The sequence below is a fragment of the Acidithiobacillus sp. IBUN Pt1247-S3 genome (assembly GCF_041146875.1).
Taxonomy (GTDB): Bacteria; Pseudomonadota; Gammaproteobacteria; order Acidithiobacillales; family Acidithiobacillaceae; genus Igneacidithiobacillus.
Map to the genome: position 1 here is coordinate 1 of NZ_JBFRXP010000002.1, position 18,340 is coordinate 18,340.

17 protein-coding genes are annotated in these 18,340 nt (G+C 56.9%); 8 read left to right on the top strand and 9 right to left on the bottom strand.

Going from position 1 to position 18,340, the window contains the following annotated elements; translation table 11 throughout:
- Positions 1-290 precede the first annotated feature (290 nt).
- The 3 genes from AB4090_RS01920 to AB4090_RS01930 all read left to right on the top strand — a co-directional run bounded on the left by AB4090_RS01920 (position 291) and on the right by AB4090_RS01930 (position 2,423).
- Positions 291-1,703 carry an APC family permease gene (locus AB4090_RS01920; RefSeq protein ID WP_369572172.1) on the top strand — a complete coding sequence of 471 codons (1,413 nt, stop codon included), beginning with the start codon at positions 291-293 and terminating at the stop codon, positions 1,701-1,703.
- Positions 1,704-1,798: 95 nt separating this feature from the next.
- A complete protein-coding gene (locus tag AB4090_RS01925; protein ID WP_369572173.1) occupies positions 1,799-2,008 on the top strand; it encodes a plasmid stabilization protein in 210 nt (69 codons plus the stop codon).
- Positions 2,001-2,423 (top strand): type II toxin-antitoxin system VapC family toxin, encoded by a 423-nt coding sequence (locus tag AB4090_RS01930; RefSeq protein ID WP_369572174.1) that lies wholly within the window; start codon positions 2,001-2,003, stop codon positions 2,421-2,423. Before AB4090_RS01925 ends, AB4090_RS01930 begins: the two co-directional genes overlap by 8 nt.
- 19 nt (positions 2,424-2,442) lie before the next feature.
- Here the strand turns inward: AB4090_RS01930 and AB4090_RS01935 are convergent, their stop codons facing one another.
- Positions 2,443-3,597, bottom strand: coding sequence for a D-alanyl-D-alanine carboxypeptidase family protein (locus AB4090_RS01935; RefSeq protein WP_369572175.1), 1,155 nt, complete (start codon positions 3,595-3,597; stop codon positions 2,443-2,445).
- 12 nt (positions 3,598-3,609) lie between these two features.
- Complete coding sequence (locus AB4090_RS01940; protein ID WP_369572176.1) at positions 3,610-5,082, bottom strand: Do family serine endopeptidase; 1,473 nt, start codon at positions 5,080-5,082, stop codon at positions 3,610-3,612.
- A 136-nt stretch (positions 5,083-5,218) separates the two neighbouring features.
- Here AB4090_RS01940 and mrdA point away from each other — a divergent pair, with 136 nt between their 5' ends.
- Both mrdA and kch read left to right on the top strand, forming a co-directional pair.
- Entirely contained in the window at positions 5,219-7,066 is a 1,848-nt protein-coding gene (mrdA, locus tag AB4090_RS01945; protein ID WP_369572177.1) for a penicillin-binding protein 2, read from the top strand.
- 215 nt (positions 7,067-7,281) lie between these two features.
- On the top strand, positions 7,282-8,520 hold the full coding sequence (gene kch / locus AB4090_RS01950) for a voltage-gated potassium channel protein (protein WP_369572178.1): 1,239 nt from the start codon (positions 7,282-7,284) through the stop codon (positions 8,518-8,520).
- Here the strand turns inward: kch and AB4090_RS01955 are convergent, their stop codons facing one another.
- From AB4090_RS01955 to AB4090_RS01965, 3 genes are all read right to left on the bottom strand, one after another.
- Positions 8,521-9,552, bottom strand: a complete 1,032-nt coding sequence (locus AB4090_RS01955; protein WP_369572179.1) for a septal ring lytic transglycosylase RlpA family protein — start codon at positions 9,550-9,552, stop codon at positions 8,521-8,523. It abuts the gene before it with no gap.
- Positions 9,553-9,676: 124 nt separating this feature from the next.
- Positions 9,677-10,180 carry a hypothetical protein gene (locus tag AB4090_RS01960; protein ID WP_369572180.1) on the bottom strand — a complete coding sequence of 168 codons (504 nt, stop codon included), beginning with the start codon at positions 10,178-10,180 and terminating at the stop codon, positions 9,677-9,679.
- Positions 10,181-10,194: 14 nt separating this feature from the next.
- Entirely contained in the window at positions 10,195-10,575 is a 381-nt protein-coding gene (locus AB4090_RS01965) for a glycine zipper domain-containing protein (RefSeq protein WP_369572181.1), read from the bottom strand.
- Positions 10,576-10,711: 136 nt separating this feature from the next.
- Between AB4090_RS01965 and AB4090_RS01970 the strand changes: the two genes are divergently transcribed.
- Genes AB4090_RS01970 through AB4090_RS01980 form a run of 3 tightly spaced genes read left to right on the top strand, consistent with a single transcriptional unit; the run spans position 10,712 to position 12,705 of the window.
- Entirely contained in the window at positions 10,712-11,104 is a 393-nt protein-coding gene (locus AB4090_RS01970; protein WP_369572182.1) for a hypothetical protein, read from the top strand.
- Entirely contained in the window at positions 11,104-11,739 is a 636-nt protein-coding gene (locus tag AB4090_RS01975; RefSeq protein WP_369572183.1) for an ATP/GTP-binding protein, read from the top strand. The genes AB4090_RS01970 and AB4090_RS01975 overlap by 1 nt, the downstream gene beginning before the upstream one ends.
- A 57-nt stretch (positions 11,740-11,796) precedes the next feature.
- Positions 11,797-12,705, top strand: a complete 909-nt coding sequence (locus tag AB4090_RS01980) for a hypothetical protein (RefSeq protein WP_369572184.1) — start codon at positions 11,797-11,799, stop codon at positions 12,703-12,705.
- Here the strand turns inward: AB4090_RS01980 and AB4090_RS01985 are convergent, their stop codons facing one another.
- From AB4090_RS01985 to AB4090_RS02000, 4 genes are all read right to left on the bottom strand, one after another.
- On the bottom strand, positions 12,706-14,292 hold the full coding sequence (locus tag AB4090_RS01985) for a SulP family inorganic anion transporter (protein ID WP_369572185.1): 1,587 nt from the start codon (positions 14,290-14,292) through the stop codon (positions 12,706-12,708).
- Between the two features lie 128 nt (positions 14,293-14,420).
- The gene (gene metE / locus AB4090_RS01990; RefSeq protein ID WP_369572186.1) at positions 14,421-16,769 is read right to left on the bottom strand and encodes a 5-methyltetrahydropteroyltriglutamate--homocysteine S-methyltransferase; all 2,349 of its coding nucleotides are present in this window, start codon (positions 16,767-16,769) and stop codon (positions 14,421-14,423) included.
- 103 nt (positions 16,770-16,872) lie between these two features.
- A complete protein-coding gene (gene ubiE, locus AB4090_RS01995; RefSeq protein WP_369572187.1) occupies positions 16,873-17,652 on the bottom strand; it encodes a bifunctional demethylmenaquinone methyltransferase/2-methoxy-6-polyprenyl-1,4-benzoquinol methylase UbiE in 780 nt (259 codons plus the stop codon).
- Between the two features lie 11 nt (positions 17,653-17,663).
- Complete coding sequence (locus tag AB4090_RS02000; protein ID WP_369572188.1) at positions 17,664-18,320, bottom strand: glutathione S-transferase family protein; 657 nt, start codon at positions 18,318-18,320, stop codon at positions 17,664-17,666.
- Positions 18,321-18,340: the final 20 nt, after the last annotated feature.

Below are 18,340 nucleotides of genomic sequence, written 5' to 3' on the forward strand. Positions count from 1 at the left end.
CTCCACCAAAACTAGTGCTTCGTTCCCTTCGACGCAGGGTACGGCTGCCTCGCGTGCGAAAAACCGGGCTATACCACCCTCAAATCCGCCCAAACAACACAGCCCCACGGCGTGATCCCCGCTGGAACCTTCCGGCAACCACGCTACACAGCCAGAATCGCTCTACCCATGCCCGCAATGCGTAGGACTGCGAGGGCAATCGCGGAAATTGGGACCTTATAATAATCTTGACAATCGCTGAGTACGCGCTAGCATGTGTGCAACTTAGTTGCAAAATAGGTGTCCGCAAAATGTCCGAGGCCAGCGCCAGCGCCTTACAGAAAGATGTCGTGGGTTTTTGGGGCCTGGTTGGCCAGAGTATTTCGGGGATGGCGCCGACCTGTGATGTCGTTGCCTTCATGACTGCGGGTGCTGCCTTCGCCCTGGTTGCCATGCCGCTTTCCTACCTGGCGGCCTTTATTTTGATGTTCATTGAGGTGAATACCATCTACCACCTCACCAAGCATCGTGCGTCGGCGGGGGGGTATTACAGCTTCGTGTCTGCTGGCTTGGGGGCGCCCGCGGCGATGGTGACCGGTTTTATGGTCATTTTTTACCAAACCTTGAGTGTGGGGGCGATCCCGGTGTATGTGGGCGGCGTCTTCCTGCCGGGCCTGGCGCGTGGTCTGGGCATCGATCTTCCTTCCTGGTTTTGGATTGCCAGTATCCTGTTTTTTATTGGCGTGCCCTGGCTCTTGAGTGTGGCGGGCATTCGCCCGAGCATTCGCACCGTCGCGATCACCAGCTTGCTGGAAATCGCCTTTCTGGTTGGCAGTTCGCTGTTCATCATCAGTCGGGCGCTGCCCACGCATCCCTTGGAGCCATTCAGCTTTACGGACGTGGGCTTCAAGGGCGTGGCCATGGGGATGATCTTTGCCATTACCAGCTTCATCGGTATCGGTAGCCATACCCCGCTGGGCGAGGAGGCGCGCGGGGTACGCACGCAAAATGGGCGAGTGATCGGCAAGGCGGCATTGGTGTCTTTGAGTCTGGTTGGTGCTGCCTTGATTCTCTCAGCTTATGCCTTGACGGTAGGCTGGGGCATGCACGACATGCATGCGTTTTCCGAAAACGGGGCGCCGGGGGTGGTGGTCTTTCAGCGCTATTTGGGGTTTTGGGGGGCGGTGGCCTTGGTAATTCTGGCGATCAACAGCGCCATGGCTGATGGCTTGGCACTACTCAATGGCTCGGCGCGGGTGCTCTTTGCCATTGCCCGCGACCGCTTGCTGCATACCCGTTTTGCTTTGGTGAACGGGCAGCGCGCGCCGCAAGGGGCAATCAACTTTCTTGCCGCCCTTGCGCTGGGGCTGGCAATACTCTTTGGCCTCGTCTTTGGCCCCAGCAATGGCTTCAATGTAATGACCACGGCAGTGCTGATTGGCCTGGTCACCGCGCACACCCTGATGAATCTTGCCCTGATGCGCCTGCATACGGGGAGCGACTCGCGTGTGGGTCTTATCTTTTTTCACTATTTTCTGCCAGTCGTTGCCACGCTGCTTTTTTGGTGGGTACTGTGGGAGTCCCTATTCCCCCTGGCCTATCCCTTGGGTTGGTCTTTGGCCTTATGGTTGCTGGCCTTGGTCCCTGCCCTCGGTTACGCCATTTTCCGTTCACGCAGACTATCCCATTCGCAGGCGCATGAACTGGGCACAGGGGCACCCTGAGGCAGGGGTTACAGCCAGGGTCCAGCGCGTGGCATTGCATGGGCAGTGATTTGAACTTAAATTGCAATCAATGCAATCATTAAAAAGAGGGCGATATGGCTAGCAATCTCATTGTACGTAATATTGAATCATCGGTGGTGCAGGCCCTGAAGCAATCGGCGGCTCGCCACGGCCGCAGCGCCGAAGCGGAGCACCGAGAGATTCTTCGCGCCGCCCTGCTTCAGCTACCACGGCGCCCACTTGCAGAGGTTATCGCCAGCATGCCAAATGTCGGCAACGACGAAGACTTCAACACACGTGGATGAGTCTGGCTATCTGGTCGACACCAATGTGATCAGCGAGGCCCGTAAGGGGAAAAATGCAGATCCCGGCGTGCTTGCATTCTGGCAGGAAGTGAACAGCAACTGCCTGTATCTGGCTGTGCAGAGCATTGGCGAGATTCGTCGTGGCGTCGAAAATCTGCGTTATCGGGGTGACCCGGCGCAAGCGCAACGCTTGGGTGAGTGGTTGCGCTTATTGATCGATGGTTATCAGGACCGCATTCTGCCATTCGACGCGGACTGCGCCGAGATTTGGGGTAAGCTGATGTCTCCGCATCCGCACCACCCGGTAGACAAACAGATAGCGGCAATTGCGCTGAGCTATGGTTTGACGGTGGTAACGCGCAATGTTCGTGATTTTGCCGACTCGGGGGTGGCGCTACTTAATCCTTTTCAATGAACTCTGCGCGAAGACTTTCTTACAACGCATTCTCCGCCTCATGCCAGAGGGTACCGATGGTGCCGGCGGGCTTGGATGCGTTGGCCGCTACCAGAGGGGTTTCCCCAACGACCTTGCCGTGTAGCGTAATACGCAGTTGACCGACGACGGCGCCGGCGGCTATACCGTGGTCCCCGAGCTGGTTATAACTGACGCTGCGTTGTAGGCCTTTCTGTTCGCCCTGGGGTACGGTAACCCAAACATCTTTTGCGGCCTTAACGGCAAACTCCTCGGGATCCAGTTGTGGGTCCCGATATTTGCCCAATACCGTCCCGGCTTTCACCGCTTCCACATCGCGGGTAAAGGTATAGCCGTAGTCGAGCAGGGCGACCACATCATTCACTCCGGCGGGCCAGTTTGGTGCCCCCATGACCACGGCAATCAAGCGCCGTCCATCGCGAATGGCGGTGGTGTCCATACAATGCCCAGCAGCATTGGTATGGCCGGTTTTTAGGCCATCAATGCTGGGATGACCAAAGAGGGCAGGATTCCAACTGCGCTGGGTAATGTGGTTGTAGCGGTAATATTTAATCTTAGAAATGTTGATGACCTGCGGATAATCGTGGATCAAATTACGGGAAATGGTGGTAATGTTTAAGGCCGAGAGGTGCAGGCCGGGATCGGGTAAGCCATCGACATCGGTATAGTGTGCCCCTTGCAGGTTCATTTTACGCGCTTCGGCATTCATCTCGTCGACAAAGGTGGCGCGGCTGCCAGCGACCGCTTGGGCCAGGGCCACCGCAGCATCATTACCAGAATCAATGATCAGCCCATGCATGAGCTGACTCACCGTTACCGGTAGGTTGGGCTGAATAAACATGCTCGACCCACCGGTGTGCCAGGCAACATTGCTGACGGGAATTTCTTGATTCCAATGCAGTCGCCCTGCGGCGATGGCGCGGTAGCTGAGATAGGCCGTCATCAGCTTGGTGAGACTGGCTGGCGGGAGCTGCAGGTTGGGATCCTTCTCGGCAATAATGGCGCCAGTGCGGAAGTCCATTAGTACGTAACTTTTACAGTCGGGTATCGGCGGTGGTGGGGGCTGCAGATCCGCAGCCAGCGCGAAGGTACTGCTAAGAGGGAGCAAGGCAATAACCACGAGAGGCGCCCGCAGGCGCCGCAGGGAAAGATTCATCTGTCGATATCCTTAATTTTTGGGCAGATGGACGACCACGAAGAGGCTGTTATGCCCCTGGCGGACTAGCAAAGAGATGGGCTGATGCGCGGGGAGACCCTTAACGATACTCGCCAATTGTTCCGGGCTATCAACGGGCTGCTCGGCGATCTCCTGAATGGCCATGCCCTCATGCAAACCGATCTGTGCCGCCGGACCGGGATAGACACTTTCAATGAGGACTCCGTGCCGTATGCCGAGCGCTTTCTTTTCCGACGCGTCCAGTGTCGTCACGCGCAGGCCTAGGCGACGGATGTCAGCAATCTTTTGCATTTCGGCGTGGCGCATCTTTTGCGGCATGACGCCAATGGTGGCATTGATGGTTTCGGCCTTGCCGTCACGCAAGACGCCAATCGGAACCACGGTGCCCGGCAGGGTGTCACCCACCAGTGGCGGCAACTGTCCAACGCTATATACTGGTTTGTGATCATAGGTAACGATGACGTCACCGGTCTTCAAGCCGGCCTTTGCTGCGGCTTCTCCAGGTTCCACGTTTGCTACTAACGCACCCACCGGCTCTTTCAGGTGCAGTGCCTGTGCCATCTGCGGCGTTACATCCTGAACATCGACGCCGAGCCAACCGAACTGCAATTTTTTGTGGGCGAGAAAATCGTCTACGGCGCGCATGGCGGTATTGATAGGGATGCTGAACGATAGCCCCATGTAGCCACCGTCATTGGTGTAAATCTGGTCATTAATACCGACCACCTGACCCGACATATTGAAGATCGGCCCACCCGAGTTGCCGGGATTGATGGGTACGTCGCTCTGAATGAAGGGAATGTATTCGTCGTCATTGGGCAGGGAGCGATCAAGGGCACTGACCACGCCTTGGGTTACAGTGTTGTAAAAGCCAAAGGGCATGCCGATGGCGAGCAGCCATTGACCAACTTTGAGGTCGTTGGAATTCCCGAGCTGCACCGTGGGCAGGTCGTGGGCATCGATCTTCAAGAGCGCCGTATCATAGCGCACGGAAAGGCCGAGCACTTTGGCGGGATAGGCGTGATGATTGGTTAAGGTAACGATGATGTGATGCATGCCGCGTACCACGTGGCCAGCGGTGACGATGTAGCCGTTGGGAGAGATGATGAAGCCAGATCCGAGGGCCTCTTCTTTCTCTTTTTGCGGTGGCTGAGCCCCAGGCATGTTTTGGAAAAACTGATAGAAAGGTGAGTTTTTCGGGAAAGGGTTTTGCCCTTGATTGCTACCAACAACCTTGGTATCGGAATCGTCGATCTTGACGATGGCATTGCCATATTTCTCGACGATGGGGCTGAAATCGGGCACCGGTACCATTTTCGGCCCAGGTGCATGCAGCACTGGCTTAGGGATAGGCATTTCCTCATTGGCCGCAAAGGAGACACCAACGGCTCCCAGGCTAAGGGCAAAGAGGGCACTGCTGACGCCCAAGATTACTTTACGAGATTTTGCGAGTTTAGCGGTCATAATCGGCTGTTCCCCTTTTGTTTGACGAAAACTATGACGGAATGGCCGCGGGGAAGTTCCCAGACACACTATGAACAAGGATAAATCTGTTCCCGTGCGGGGAACTCTTTCGCCTCAGAAGCCTCTATCATTGCACATGGATACGCACTGGGATGAATCGCGTCGTTTCCGACGACGCCTGGGTTGGGCGGCGCTGATTTTGCTGGTGCTGCTGCTGGTGCTTCTGGGCCGGGTTATTGTTTTACAAGTCTTCCATTACCAGCGCTTTCGCCAATTGGCACATGCCAATCACACCGCCATTGTTCCTCTCGCCCCGCCGCGCGGCCTGATTTTGGCGGATCATGGGCAAGTCCTCGCCGCCAACCGTGCCCACTACGTCCTCGAAATCTTCCCTGATGAGATCCATCACCTGCACGCGACCCTGAGAAAGCTGCGGCAGGAGTTTCCCATCCCGAAAAAGACCGAACGGCACCTGCTGCATACCATTGATGATAAACCGGCCTACCTGCCGCGCGTCCTGCTCGCGAAGCTTACACCCGACCTCGTTGCGCGTTTTGCCGTGCGGCAAGAAAATTATCCTGGTGTTCACCTTGCTGTCCGCTGGCATCGCTACTATCCCTACGGAAGCTTGTTTGCCAACACCATTGGCTATGTTGGTCCAGTTACCAAAAGAGATCTGCAAGGCTTCGATCCACAACAGTACCTGTACCGGCGCACTATTGGCGTCAACGGTTTGGAGTACACGCTCGAGCGCCAATTGCGCGGGCACTTTGGCTATGACGTCCGCAGTGTGAATGCCTTGGGCGATCCTGTGGCACCCTTGCAGCGGGTAGCGCCCAAGGCTGGTGATGTGCTGCGCACCACCCTGCGTTTACGCGTGCAACAGGCGGTCGCGCACGTGATGAGGAAGGAGCATTACCGTGGCGCCCTCATCGCCATCAATCCCAACACTGGCGCTATCCTCGCCAGCGTCAGCAATCCCAGCTTCAACCCCAACTGGTTTGTCGGTGGCATCAGCAGCAAACATTGGAATAAGCTTCTGCACGACCCTTACCACCCCTTGCTCAACCGTACCCTTGCAGGGCTCTATCCTCCCGGCTCTACCATCAAGCCGTTCTATTCTCTCGAGGCATTACAAAAAGGGGTTATCAGTCCTGGTTTTCACACCTACTGCCCTGGTTACATCAGGGTTGGTGGCCATATCTTTTGGGATTGGTATCGCTCGGGTTTTGGTGAGACGGGACTGCGCAAAGCGCTGGCTTGGTCGGTGGATGTCTTTTTTTACAAATTGGCAATGAAGATGGGTATTCACCTGCAGGACCATACGTTGTGGCGTTTTGGTTTTGGCAAACCCGCGCCCATTGACCTCGCGGGCAGTGCTGCGGGGTTTGTGCCGACGCCATCTTGGAAGGTACGTCATCTGCATCAAGATTGGTATACCGGCGATACCGTGATTCTCGGCATCGGCCAGGGCTATCTGTTGGTAACGCCAACGCAGTTGGTGCGGGGGGTGGCGGCCATTGCCAATGGTGGGCGCTTGCCATATTTGCATTTGGTGAAGAATTTGCGCAATCCGAATAGCGGCGAGATCGTTCAGCCGGATTTTCCGGCGGCGCGTCAGTTGCATATCCCGCATTTTGCCTTGCGTGCCGTGCGCGGCGGCATGCACGCCTGCGTTACCTCCGGCACCTGCAAGACGATGGCTTATCCCGGGATTAGCGTCGCCGGCAAAACCGGCACCGCAGAAGTGCCGGTAGGCTACCAACACGGACGAACGATCTATAACGATGACTCTCTCTTTATCGGCTGGGCGCCCTATCATCACCCCAAAATTGCCGTGGCGGCGGTGGTCGAGGATGGTGGTGGAAATGCCTGGCAGGCACTGCCCTTGGCCAAGGCTGCCATCCTCTCGTATTTGCGCCCGAAGCTAAAATTGCATACGTTCACCAATATTGTCGTCGACCCGGCCCAAGCCTTTGGCTGAAGTCGCTTGGAACTTGGGTGTATGCTTGTGTTCTAATACAGTCTCTAGTCAACCGTAAGAATAAAGGTGGGTGTAGATATGTTTTATGCGTTGTTTATCGTTTTGAGTTTGCTCTGGGTCATTGCCATGGTCATGGGCATGAAAAGTACCTTTACCAGTGATGACGCCAGCGATCACTCGTAACCCGTCAAGCTCCGTAGCAGGCACGTGATCTGATGATGCGTGCTACGGAGCTCTTTCATTTTTCGCCCTGGCAGCGGGTCCGCCGCTGGGGCACGCGGGTGCGCGCGGTTTTGCGCCTGGACCGCTGGTTTCCGCAAATCCCGCTAGCTTTGGCGGTGGCGGGCCTCGGCGCTATCTCCGTTTTGCAAGCGCTACCTGCCTTGCAGTCCCTGATCCCGCAGTTGGCGGTCATTACCCCAAGCAGGACTCTGACTGAGCTCCCGGTGATGTCTGATCTTGGGGCTATCCCTGCTCTGGTCATCGGTGTCATTCTCTTGATCATGGCCCTTGGGTTGGTTTTTCGTTCCCGCCTGTCCTGGGCCCTGACGCTAATCATTTCGGCGATCAGTCTTGCGCTCTTGTTGCATCGTTTTCAACATCTCAGTGTTGCGATGTTGATCTTCAACGGGATGATTTTGGTTGGATTACTAGTTTTCCGGCGCCATTTTTCTCGTTCGAGCGTTGCCGCAGGTACTCTCTTCGCGTCTCTTTCCATCATTCTGTTGATGAGCTACGCGGTCTTCGGCTCCTACGTTTTGGGTGCAGGCTTCAGTCCACAGATCAAATCACTAGAGTCCGCCCTTTATTTCGCAGTAGTGACCATGTCCACGGTGGGATATGGTGATATCGTCCCCAAGAGCCCAGAAGCGCGCTATTTCGTCATCTCCATCATTATCCTCGGCATCACCGTTTTTGCTACCTCGATTTCTGCAGTGGTTGTGCCCCTGATCAATGGCCGTATGCAGCGTCTCCTCCTGGGGGAGAAAAGATCGGATTGGAGTGATCACTACGTCCTGATCGGTGACAACCTCTTCGCGCAAAATACCTACCGTGCTCTACGGAGGCGACATTTGCGGGTTTTGGTGGTGGCCCGGGCGCGACCGGAGCCACTGTGGTTACCAGAGGAAGATCTCTTCGTCGGTGACCCGACCGATCCGGCAGTGCTGCGGCGAGCTGGCGCCATGCGCGCCCTGGGGGTGTTGGCACTACGTAATGACGATAGTGAAAATGCCTTTATCGTCCTTACCGCGAAAGAAATGGCGGTTCCCGGGAAAACCGTAGCCTTGGTCGGGAACCAGCGGCATCTGCAGCGCCTGCGCCAGACTGGAGTAGATTTGGTCATTGCGCCCGAGGTCTTAGGTGGGCAGCTCTTGGTGGAAAGCCTGATGGGTGAGGGTTTTCAGGGAGATGCCATGCTTGATACCATTTTTAGTACCGGCGCCAAGGCCTGATCAGTCAACGCCCTTTTGGCTGAGTTGAAAATTTCCCAGTTGTAGTCTACGTAGGCTATGCACATAGCCGGCGGTGTCGTCGGTGCTCGCCAGTGGCCCAATCTTAACGGCATATCCTTGCGCGGCGGGGACCAAATGCGCAGTGGTGATGCCAAAGGCATGCAATTTTTGCTCTTCATGGCGTGCCTGTGGTAGTTCCATGGGCTCGGCGCTAATCAAGTAAATGACGTCTTCCAGTTGTGGGGCTGTGAATACTGGCTGGGCCTGCGATGCAATCGGTGCCGCTCGGCGTGGTGCAGGCCTTGGCTGTGCCGCGACCGGTTGTGCTGGCGGCGCGCCGAAGGCGTTGGCAACCACGGAGCGCAGTTGTGCGCGGGAATGCTGCTGTATCTCAGGAATTGCTGCCGTTGTCGTGGGTGTTTGGCCAGGCACGGTTGGCTGGATATTTTGCACTGGAACCAACTGCTGGAATAACGGTGAGCGATAGGGTGCCGGCGCGCCACTTTGCACGGCCTGAATGCGCACTTGGCTCGTGCCCTGATTGACGATCCCCAAGGCGCGAGCGCTACCAATCGACAGATCCATGATGCGCCCGGAGACGAAGGGGCCGCGATCATTTACCAAGACGAGAATGCTGCGGCCATTTTGTAAATTGGTGACGCGGACGCAAGTGGGGAGGGGTAGCACGCGGCTTGCCGCCGTCAGGCGGTTATCGTGAAAAGTGGTGCCCATGGCGGTCACGTGACTGGAGGACGCGATGTTGTACCAGGAAGCAATGCCTGTTTGCGCGTAACCTTGCGCACTTGGCAATGGGTGGTACCACTGTCCATTGATCTCGTAAGGCTGGTTGTAGGCCGCCTGCAGGTTGGGAGACGGGGCATAACAGGTGGTACCCGTAGAATACGCCACTCCCGGGCTAGGACTGCGTACTGAAGGCGATGGTGTGGATACGCTGGCACAACCGGCCAAGGTGGCGAGTCCCGCAGCAACGCAAGACCAGCGCAGTAGGCTATTGAGTGCCGATTCCTGCATGAGTCTGGCTACCCCCGTTCCAAATGGCGATCTACCGCGCAGGAGTGATATGAAACACTACGCGAGGTGTTGATCTTAGTCCAATGAAAGATAGAAGAAAAAGATGGTTTTGCCAAGTGTTGCGCTACCCTTCTCCCTTCCAGATTTTTTGCCGACTCTGTAGCCAGCTTTGCATGGTATGTAGGTCCCGCCGCAGCAGACTGGCCATGATCGCAAGGGAAAAACATAGAACCCCCAGAGCCGTCCACCACAGAAACGTGGGCATGCCAAAGATCATGTTGACGAGAAAAACACCCAGTATCGGCCCGAAGAGAAACAAACTCAGCATCCATTCGCGCCGAAGTAGTTCTATGCTCGCCCCGAGACGATCCAGTCGGAGGGGGTGGGGGATACCATCAGTGGTTTTCAGTGCGATGATTTCGTTGCGGTGCAATAAGACTTCGCAGTTTTCATGGTCAGCTGTTCGTCGCGAGGAGGGCACCTGTAGCGCCATCTCTTTCTCATTAATGGCTACCCTCGCCCAGCGTAGGGGTCCGGGGCCGGCAACGACGATGCCCTGTCGTTGCCAAAGCGGAACGGATTTACGCCAAATAAGATCCCCTTGCAGCCATTCGCTATCCTTTCCCAAAGTGCAGCTTGTCCTTAGTTAGGCGAACAGGTATAGCCGGGAGGGCAGCTAGGTGGCGTTTGATACTGTGGCGCCGTAGGGGTACAGGTATATCCTGGGGGGCATGGCACACTATTGGCCGGCGGCGCGTAATACCCAGGTTGCGGTGCTTGCGGGTACTGTTGCTCCTGCGACCTCGAGATGCCGTAGCCAGCCAAGCCGCCAAGGCCCGCACCAATGGCAGCTCCGGCCAAGGGTGAACCCGTCTGATTGCCAATGACCGCACCAGCGATTGTACCCAAGAGCGCGCCACCAGTGGCGTTAGCCGTGGTTCCGTTACTGGCGTACGGATTATTGGCACAACCCGCCAAGACGACGGGAACAAATGCTATAGCTATCCAACGCTTTGTTGACATTGATAACTCCCCTCTATCCATACTATAAGGATTAGCTTTATACAACTTCCGTATGATAGCATTTATAGCGTAGTGCAAGTATATGCCCTGTTATTGTCTGAGGCTTGCAGAGACCCCGTAAAAAGAGGATAACTCCATGAAAAAGAATGTGATAATGATGGCGTTGTTGCTCGGAGTGACAGGCTCGTTAAGCGCCTGTAGTTCCACTGTTGCGCCCCAAATCAATCCAGTACCCTATTATACCTATTATCCGGCATCCCTGGCCACGGTTGTGAATGCTACGGAAAGAGCTTTGCCCGCGGCGGGTATGCGCTTTACCGGCACGAAAACCGTGAATCCCCAGACGGTGGAGCTACGTGGATTTACCGCTGGCGGGGATGCAATTTTGATTACTTTGCATGGGGTTGGAGCGTCCGTTACAAAATTTGACGCGCGGATTGGGTTGTATGGACACCTGCGCGATGTGCAGGAGATAGAGCACTGGGTCGGTCAATACGTCGGGCAATCGATGCCGGCTCCTGCTTCTTGATGACGAGTACTGATACAGACCCGTCTCTGCCATTAGCACCGCGCAAGACAAGAAAGATTTTGATTGCCGGTCATGTCGGAGCGGGAAAGACTACGGTACTGCAAACGCTGTTCGGTGATCAGGCGCTTACCACCGACGCGCGTTACAGTGAGGCCGTAATGAGCGGCAAAACGAGCACCACCGTTGCCATGGACTATGGCGTGATCGATTGCCCAGCGAGTAATGACCGACTACACATTTATGCAATCCCTGGGCAAGAGCGTTTCCAGTTCATGTGGGAAATCCTCAGCAAGAATGCAGCGGGGATTCTTCTGTTGATGGATGCACGTATTTCCAAGCCTCTGCAGGCAATCCACCTCTATTTGGATCGTATCCTACCCTATCTTCACCAACCCGCGGGGGTCGTTGCGCTCAATAAACTTTCTAACGCGGAGCGCGGCCAGCTTCATCTGCCAGCCTATCTTCGCCACGGCGACCTCCGTTTGCGCCTCACTACTACCGACGTGCGTAACCAGGAGGAAGTGCTCACCCTATTGCGTCTCCTCATCGGCGAAATCGGCCAGAGGAATGCTATGCATGATGAGCTTTCCTTAGGGGGTATCCGCAGTGAGGCGCCAAAACCCTCTCCGCGGTAAAATTTTTGTTTTCGACTAAGTGTCCGGGTATGCAGAGGCAAGTCAGGAGCGTGATCCGTGCAGGGTTTGATGCTGATCCTGGAAATTGTGGTGGTGGCTTTGATCGCCATCGAGGTATACATCCGTTTTACTGGGCGACGCAAAGGCAAGAAGCTTGTGCGCGAGCCGGAGCCGCCCCCGGTTTCTACCGAAGCTGGGCAAGTAGCTTCCGCCCCGGTTCCAACGACTCCAAGAGCCGTGCAGGGGCAAGTGGTACAAGAGGAGGCCCTCAGCGGGGAAGACCTGCTGCGGGAAGCCGATATTTACATGCAGTATGGCCATTACTCCCAGGCAGCAACCGTTCTGCGCTGGTATGTGGATCTGCAGCCCGGTGATGGTCGCGCCATTAACCAATTGCTTGACGCCTATCTCGCCCTAGAGGAGCTGAATGCCTATGCACAGCTTCTGGACAGTCTTGGTGAGGCGGGAGCTGCACCTGGTGACCAGGCGTGGTGGAAACAACGTGTTGGCGAAGGTTTGCGTCGCGACCCCGGAAACCTGGAGTTGCTCGTGCTGGCGGAAAAGATGGGTATGCCTATTCCCTCTCCGGAAGCGGAGTTGCAGGAACCAATGACTGCGGCCAAGGCGCTGGCATTAGTGTCGCGTAATTCTGATCCTCAGTATGGCATTGCCATACTTCATGCAGCGATTCTGGAAGAACCGCTACGCTTGCCGCTCTATGCGGAACTATTGCGAATTACCCACAATCAACGAGATATTGAGCGCTACATCAATGCCCTGATCCTGATGAACTTGGCTCTTGGTGATGGTGGCGGCAGTATTCGTGAGCGTATGTTGCGTGCGGGCATGAACCTTGGTCCCCATCCTCTTTGGGAGCGTCTTGCTGTCGATGGCAGAGACCCTGCCGCGTTACGGCGATTCGCATCTGAGCGTAATCTCAAGCTATCTACGAAGCTGCCAGAATAACTAGATCTTGGCGCTTAGCACCGGGTTGTCGAAGTGTTGTTCATAGACGTGAATCTGGCGCAGGGGTGCGGATTGCTCAAAATTGCGGATTACTTCCAGCACATCATGGTCGATGAAGGCAACCTGCGCGCCATCCAGGGTGATGCTGCTGCCGTTGGGCAGGGAGTCCAGCAGGCGTGCCAAGCGCGCCTTGTTCACGAAGGTCAGTTCCCGCTTGAAGCATAGCAAGTAGTTACCGGGGCCTTCTTGGCGTAGCTCCAACGCACTGTGATAATTTGCACGCAGCACGAAAAATAAACCGACAACAAGCCCCACGCCCACACCAATCAACAGATCAGTAAAGAGCACGGCAACAATGGTAATCACGAAGGGCAGGTATTGTGTCTTGCCCAGGTGGAACATGTGTCGAAAGACGCGCGGATGCGCGAGCTTGAAACCAACGACAATGAGTACGGTAGCGAGACTGGCTAGGGGGATCAGGTTCAAAGCACGCGCTAAAAAGATCACTGCAATCAGTAGGAAGATCCCGTGCAGAAAGGCCGAAGCCTTGGTGCGACCACCTGCGGTGATGTTGGCACTGCTGCGGACAATGACCGCGGTAACCGGCAGTCCGCCAATGACACCGCTGACCAGATTGGCGACACCTTGACCGATCAATTCACCATCCAACGGAGTGCGGCGCTTGAAGGGATCAAGCTTGTCGGCGGCCTCGATAGAGAGCAGGCTCTCGAGGCTAGCCACAATGGCTATGGTCACACCTACAACCCATACTTCTTGATTACTAAGGGCCCTCCAATCCGGGAACTGAAACAGCCTGCCGACATCTTCGATGGAGTGAATGACGGGTAATTGCACCAGACTATCGGCAGAGAGATGCAGGATCGGTAAAAATTGCGAAAAACCAAGGTTGAGTAAGGTCCCCGCCAGCACCGCGACCAGCGGGCCAGAAAACCAGTTCTGGCGCTTTAGGGCAGGTGTCACATCCCAGACAATCAGAATGCCCAGGCAAAGCAGGCTGATCAACAGCGCACCCCACTCCACGTGTGCCAAGGCCGCGTAGATACCGGAGAAGGTATTGTCGGTCGTGCCGCTGGCAAATTCCTGACTACCGAATTGGCCAAGATCGAAGCCCACCGCGTAGGGAAACTGCTTCATGATGAGGATGATACCAATGGCTGCGAGCATGCCCTCGATAACCGCTGACGGAAAAAAGTAGGCAATACTACCTGCACGCAAAAAACCCAGTAGCAGCTGAATGGCACCGGCGATGACTACCGCCAGCAAAAAGGCCGAAAAACTATGCAAATCCTGGAGCGCGACAAGAATGATGGCGGTGAGTCCGGCGGCCGGGCCGCTGACCGAGAGGGCCGAGCGGCTGAAAAATGGCACCACAATCCCGCCAACGATGCCAGCCAAAACGCCCGCTAACAATGGCGCACCCGACGCCAGTGCGACGCCTAGGCACAACGGGATTGCCACCAAGGCGACGACCAGCGCGGCGGGGATGTCATGACGCAGGTTGCGCAAGGGCGAGAGAGATGACGCTACGCTGTCGCCAGCGCTGCTGGCAGACGGATCTACAGGCATGATTTTCGCTCCCATTTTGGTTTCGTTGGTTAGACTAGACGATTGCACGTCCGGTTCCAAGGCACCAGTTCCACGGCATAAAAAACCCCCGCAGGGCGGGGGTGATTTTGCTATTTGTGGCTTTGGGGTCAGGCTAAACGCTGGCGAATTTCCTTGGTCGCCTTGACCATGTTCTCCAGCGCCGGGGTGACCTCGGCCCACTTCCGGGTTTTGAGGCCGCAGTCGGGGTTGATCCAGAGCCGTTCGGCTGGCACTACCTTGGCGGCTTTCTCCATGAGCTGCACCATCTCTTCCACGCTCGGAACGCGCGGGGAGTGGATGTCATAGACGCCCGGTCCGATTTCGTTGGGGTAGTTGAAGGTGGCGAAGGCGTCCAGCAATTCCATCTGCGAGCGCGAAGTCTCGATGGTGATAACGTCAGCGTCCATGGCGGCAATGGCCGGCAGGATGTCGTTGAACTCTGAGTAGCACATGTGGGTGTGGATCTGCACGTCATCGGCAGCAATCTGCGCCGAGATACGGAAGGCACGCGAGGCCCAGGCTAAGTACTTGTCCCAATCCTTGCGCTTGAGGGGCAGACCTTCGCGGTAGGCCGGTTCGTCAATCTGGATAATGCCAATGCCGGCGTCGATCAGATCTTTGAGCTCATCGCGGATGGCCAGCGCGATCTGCAGTGCGGTGCGCTCGCGCGGCTGATCGTCACGTACGAAAGACCACTGCAGGATGGTAACTGGACCGGTAAGCATGCCCTTCATCGGCTTGCTGGTAAGAGACTGGGCGTACTTGGCCCATTCCACCGTCATCGCGTGTGGGCGGGAGACGTCACCAAAAATCAGCGGTGGCTTCACATAGCGCGAGCCATAGCTCTGCACCCAGCCGTGGCGGGTGAAGGCAAAACCAGCCAACTGTTCACCAAAATACTCCACCATGTCGTTGCGCTCGGGTTCACCGTGCACCGGTACGTCTAGACCCAGGCGCTCCTGCTCCTTCACCACCAACGCCACTTCGGCCTCCATGGCCTTGTGATAATCGGCATTAGAGAGCTCGCCTTTGCGGTTTTGCAGACGTGCCTTACGGATTTCCGGGGTCTGCGGGAAACTGCCAATGGTGGTGGTGGGGAAGGGCGGTAGCTTGAAGCGTGCGGCCTGCGCCTTGGCACGTGCCGGGAAGGGGCTGGCACGATGGCCATCATCGTTGCCCAGTTCCTGCAAGCGGGCGTTGACGGCGGCGTTGTGAATGCGCGGCGAACTCTTGCGCGATGCCACTGCCTTGCGTGCGGTCTCCAGTTCCGTCGCGACTGCTGCGGGGCCGTCGTTGATGGCGCGCGCCAGCACGTGCAGCTCATCGAGCTTTTGCACGGCGAAGGCGAGCCAGGACTTGAGTTCATCGTCCAGTTCCGCTTCCTGAGCCAGATCCACCGGGCTGTGCATCAGGCTGCACGAGGCTGCGATCCACAGACGATCGCCCAATGCCTTCTGCGCTGGGGCGAGGAGCTCCAGGGCGGCGTCGAGGTCGGCGCGCCATACATTGCGGCCATCGACTACGCCCAAGGAGAGGATCTTGTCGGCGGGGTAGTTGGCGAGAAAGGTGTCGTGCTGGGCTGGGGCACGGCGCAGATCCAGGTGCAGGCCGGAGACCGGCAGCTTCTGTAGGCGTGCCACATGCTCGGCGACGGACTCGAAGTAGGTTGCGAGCAGAATCTTTGGGGTTTTGCCTTGGGCCAGTTGGGCGTAGGCGCCATCCAGCGCGCTCAGCCATTCCTGCGGCAGGTCGAGTACCAGTGCGGGCTCATCCATCTGTACCCACTCGACGCCAGCGGTGGCGAGTTTGGCGAGGATTTCCGCATAGACGGGCAGGATCTTGGGCAACAGGCTCAGGCGGTCAAAACCGCTGTGGCGCGGCGCTTCACCATGACCGGCGCAGCCATCGTCGTGGCGATGGCCAGCCTCGCCTTGGGCAGCTCCCGGCTCTTTCTCCTTGCCCAACCACAAATAGGTGAGGGGGCCGACCAGTACTGGCTTGGCATTCAGGCCCAGTGCCTGCGCCTCTTTTACCTGGGCAAAAATCCGCTCGCTGCTCAGGCGGAAATCCATACCCTCGTGAAATTCGGGGACGATGTAGTGGTAGTTGGTATCGAACCACTTGGTCATTTCCATGGCTGGCTGAGTCTTGGAACCACGTGCCATGGCAAAGAAGGTGTCACGGTCGACCTCGCCACCGCTAAAGCCGTAGCGCGGTGGAATGGCGCCCAGGGTGCAGCTCATGTCGAGCATCTGGTCGTAGAAGGTGAAATCGCCTACGGGAATCAGATCGACGCCACAGGTCTGTTGGATGCGCCAGTGGCGCTCGCGCAGTTGCGCGCCCCGCGCCTCCAGCTCGGCGCCGTCGATATCGCCAGACCAATAGGCCTCAGTGGCCTTTTTTAGCTCGCGCTTGTGGCCAATGCGGGGGAAACCAAGATTGTGCACCCGGGTCATGTTATTACTCCTCTGCCAAAATTGCCGCCATGATGCCGCGCCAACCGGCATGGCTCAAGTGGGAAATTTTGCGCAAGGGGATGAATCCCCTTCATCGCACGCCTCAGTCGAGGCGAAAACCGCGATGCAGAGCGACAATACCACCGGAAAGGTTATGCACATCGACGCGCGCAAAACCGGCATCTTCCATCATCATGCGGAAGGTCTCCTGGTCGGGAAAGCGACGGATAGATTCCACCAAGTACTGGTAGCTGTCGCGATCCTTGGCGACGATCTCGCCAATCTTGGGCAGGATATTGAAGGAGTAGAGGTCGTAGATGCTCTGCAGCCCCGGCCAGCGTGGGTGCGAGAACTCAAGGATCAACGCCCGCCCACCGACCTTGAGGACGCGATAGATCTCGGCCAAGGCACGCTCGGGGTGCGTCATGTTACGGATGCCAAAGGCCAGGGTGACGAGGTCGAACTGCTGGTCGGCGAAGGGTAACTCTTCGGCATTGGCCTCGACAAATTCGACGCCAGCGAGCATACCCTTGTCGGCCAGGCGCTTTTCGCCCACCGCCAGCATCTCCGGATTAATGTCGGAAACCACGATGCGTCCATTGGGTTGCAGACGCTTGTACATCAGTGCCGCCAAGTCACCGGTGCCGCCGGCCAGGTCTAGCACCTGCTGCCCCGGACGCGGGCGCGCGAGATCAATGGCGTAGCGCTTCCACAGGCGGTGCACGCCGAGCGACATGAGATCGTTCATCAAATCGTAGCTGCTGGCGACATTGCTGAACACCCCGCGTACCAGTTTTTCCTTTTCCGCCTCGGGTACTTCCTGATAGCCAAAATGGGTGGTGGCAGCAGCTTGCTCGTTTTCCGGCAGATCGTGGTCGGTCATCCCTTTCTCCATTAGATTGAACGCAGCAGCAGGCTGCCTTTCTCGCTCAGATAGTTACGCAGCAGATCGGCAAAATCTGCCCGTACTGAGCCGGCTACTTCAGGCAGCTCCATGAGTTGCGCGGTCCATAGTCGTAGTTTGCCGAGACTTTCCCAGCGCGGCAATGGCCGCAGGGCATGCAGAATTTCCATACGCATAAACAGCGGCGCCAGTGCGGCATCGACTAGGCTGAAGCACTCTCCGGCAAAGAATGGTCCTTGGCCCATGGCTGCTTCGAGACGCTCGAGCTTGTCGAAGAGCTGTCGATGGGCGGCGGTAAAACGCTCCTCTCCCTGCGCCACCATCAGTTGAAATTGGTCGCCCAGGGCATCCCCCCCCAGGGCAATCCAGGCCCGATGCCGTGCCCTTTCCAGGGGGGCTTCGGGGTGCAAGGATGGGGGCAGGGTCTCATCCAGATACTCGTTGATGACCTGCGACTCGAAAAGCACCGTGTCGGTGTCCACTCGCAGGCAGGGGACTTTGCCCAAGGGCGAGATGGCGAGAAACCAGTCAGGTTTGTGCGCCAGATCGATATGCGTCAGGGTAAAGAGCACCTCTTTGTGGAGCAGGGTAATGACCGAGCGCTGCACATAGGGGCAGAGGGGAAAGCTGATTAATTCCAGGGTCATGGGTGGCTCCCGCAGCGTTT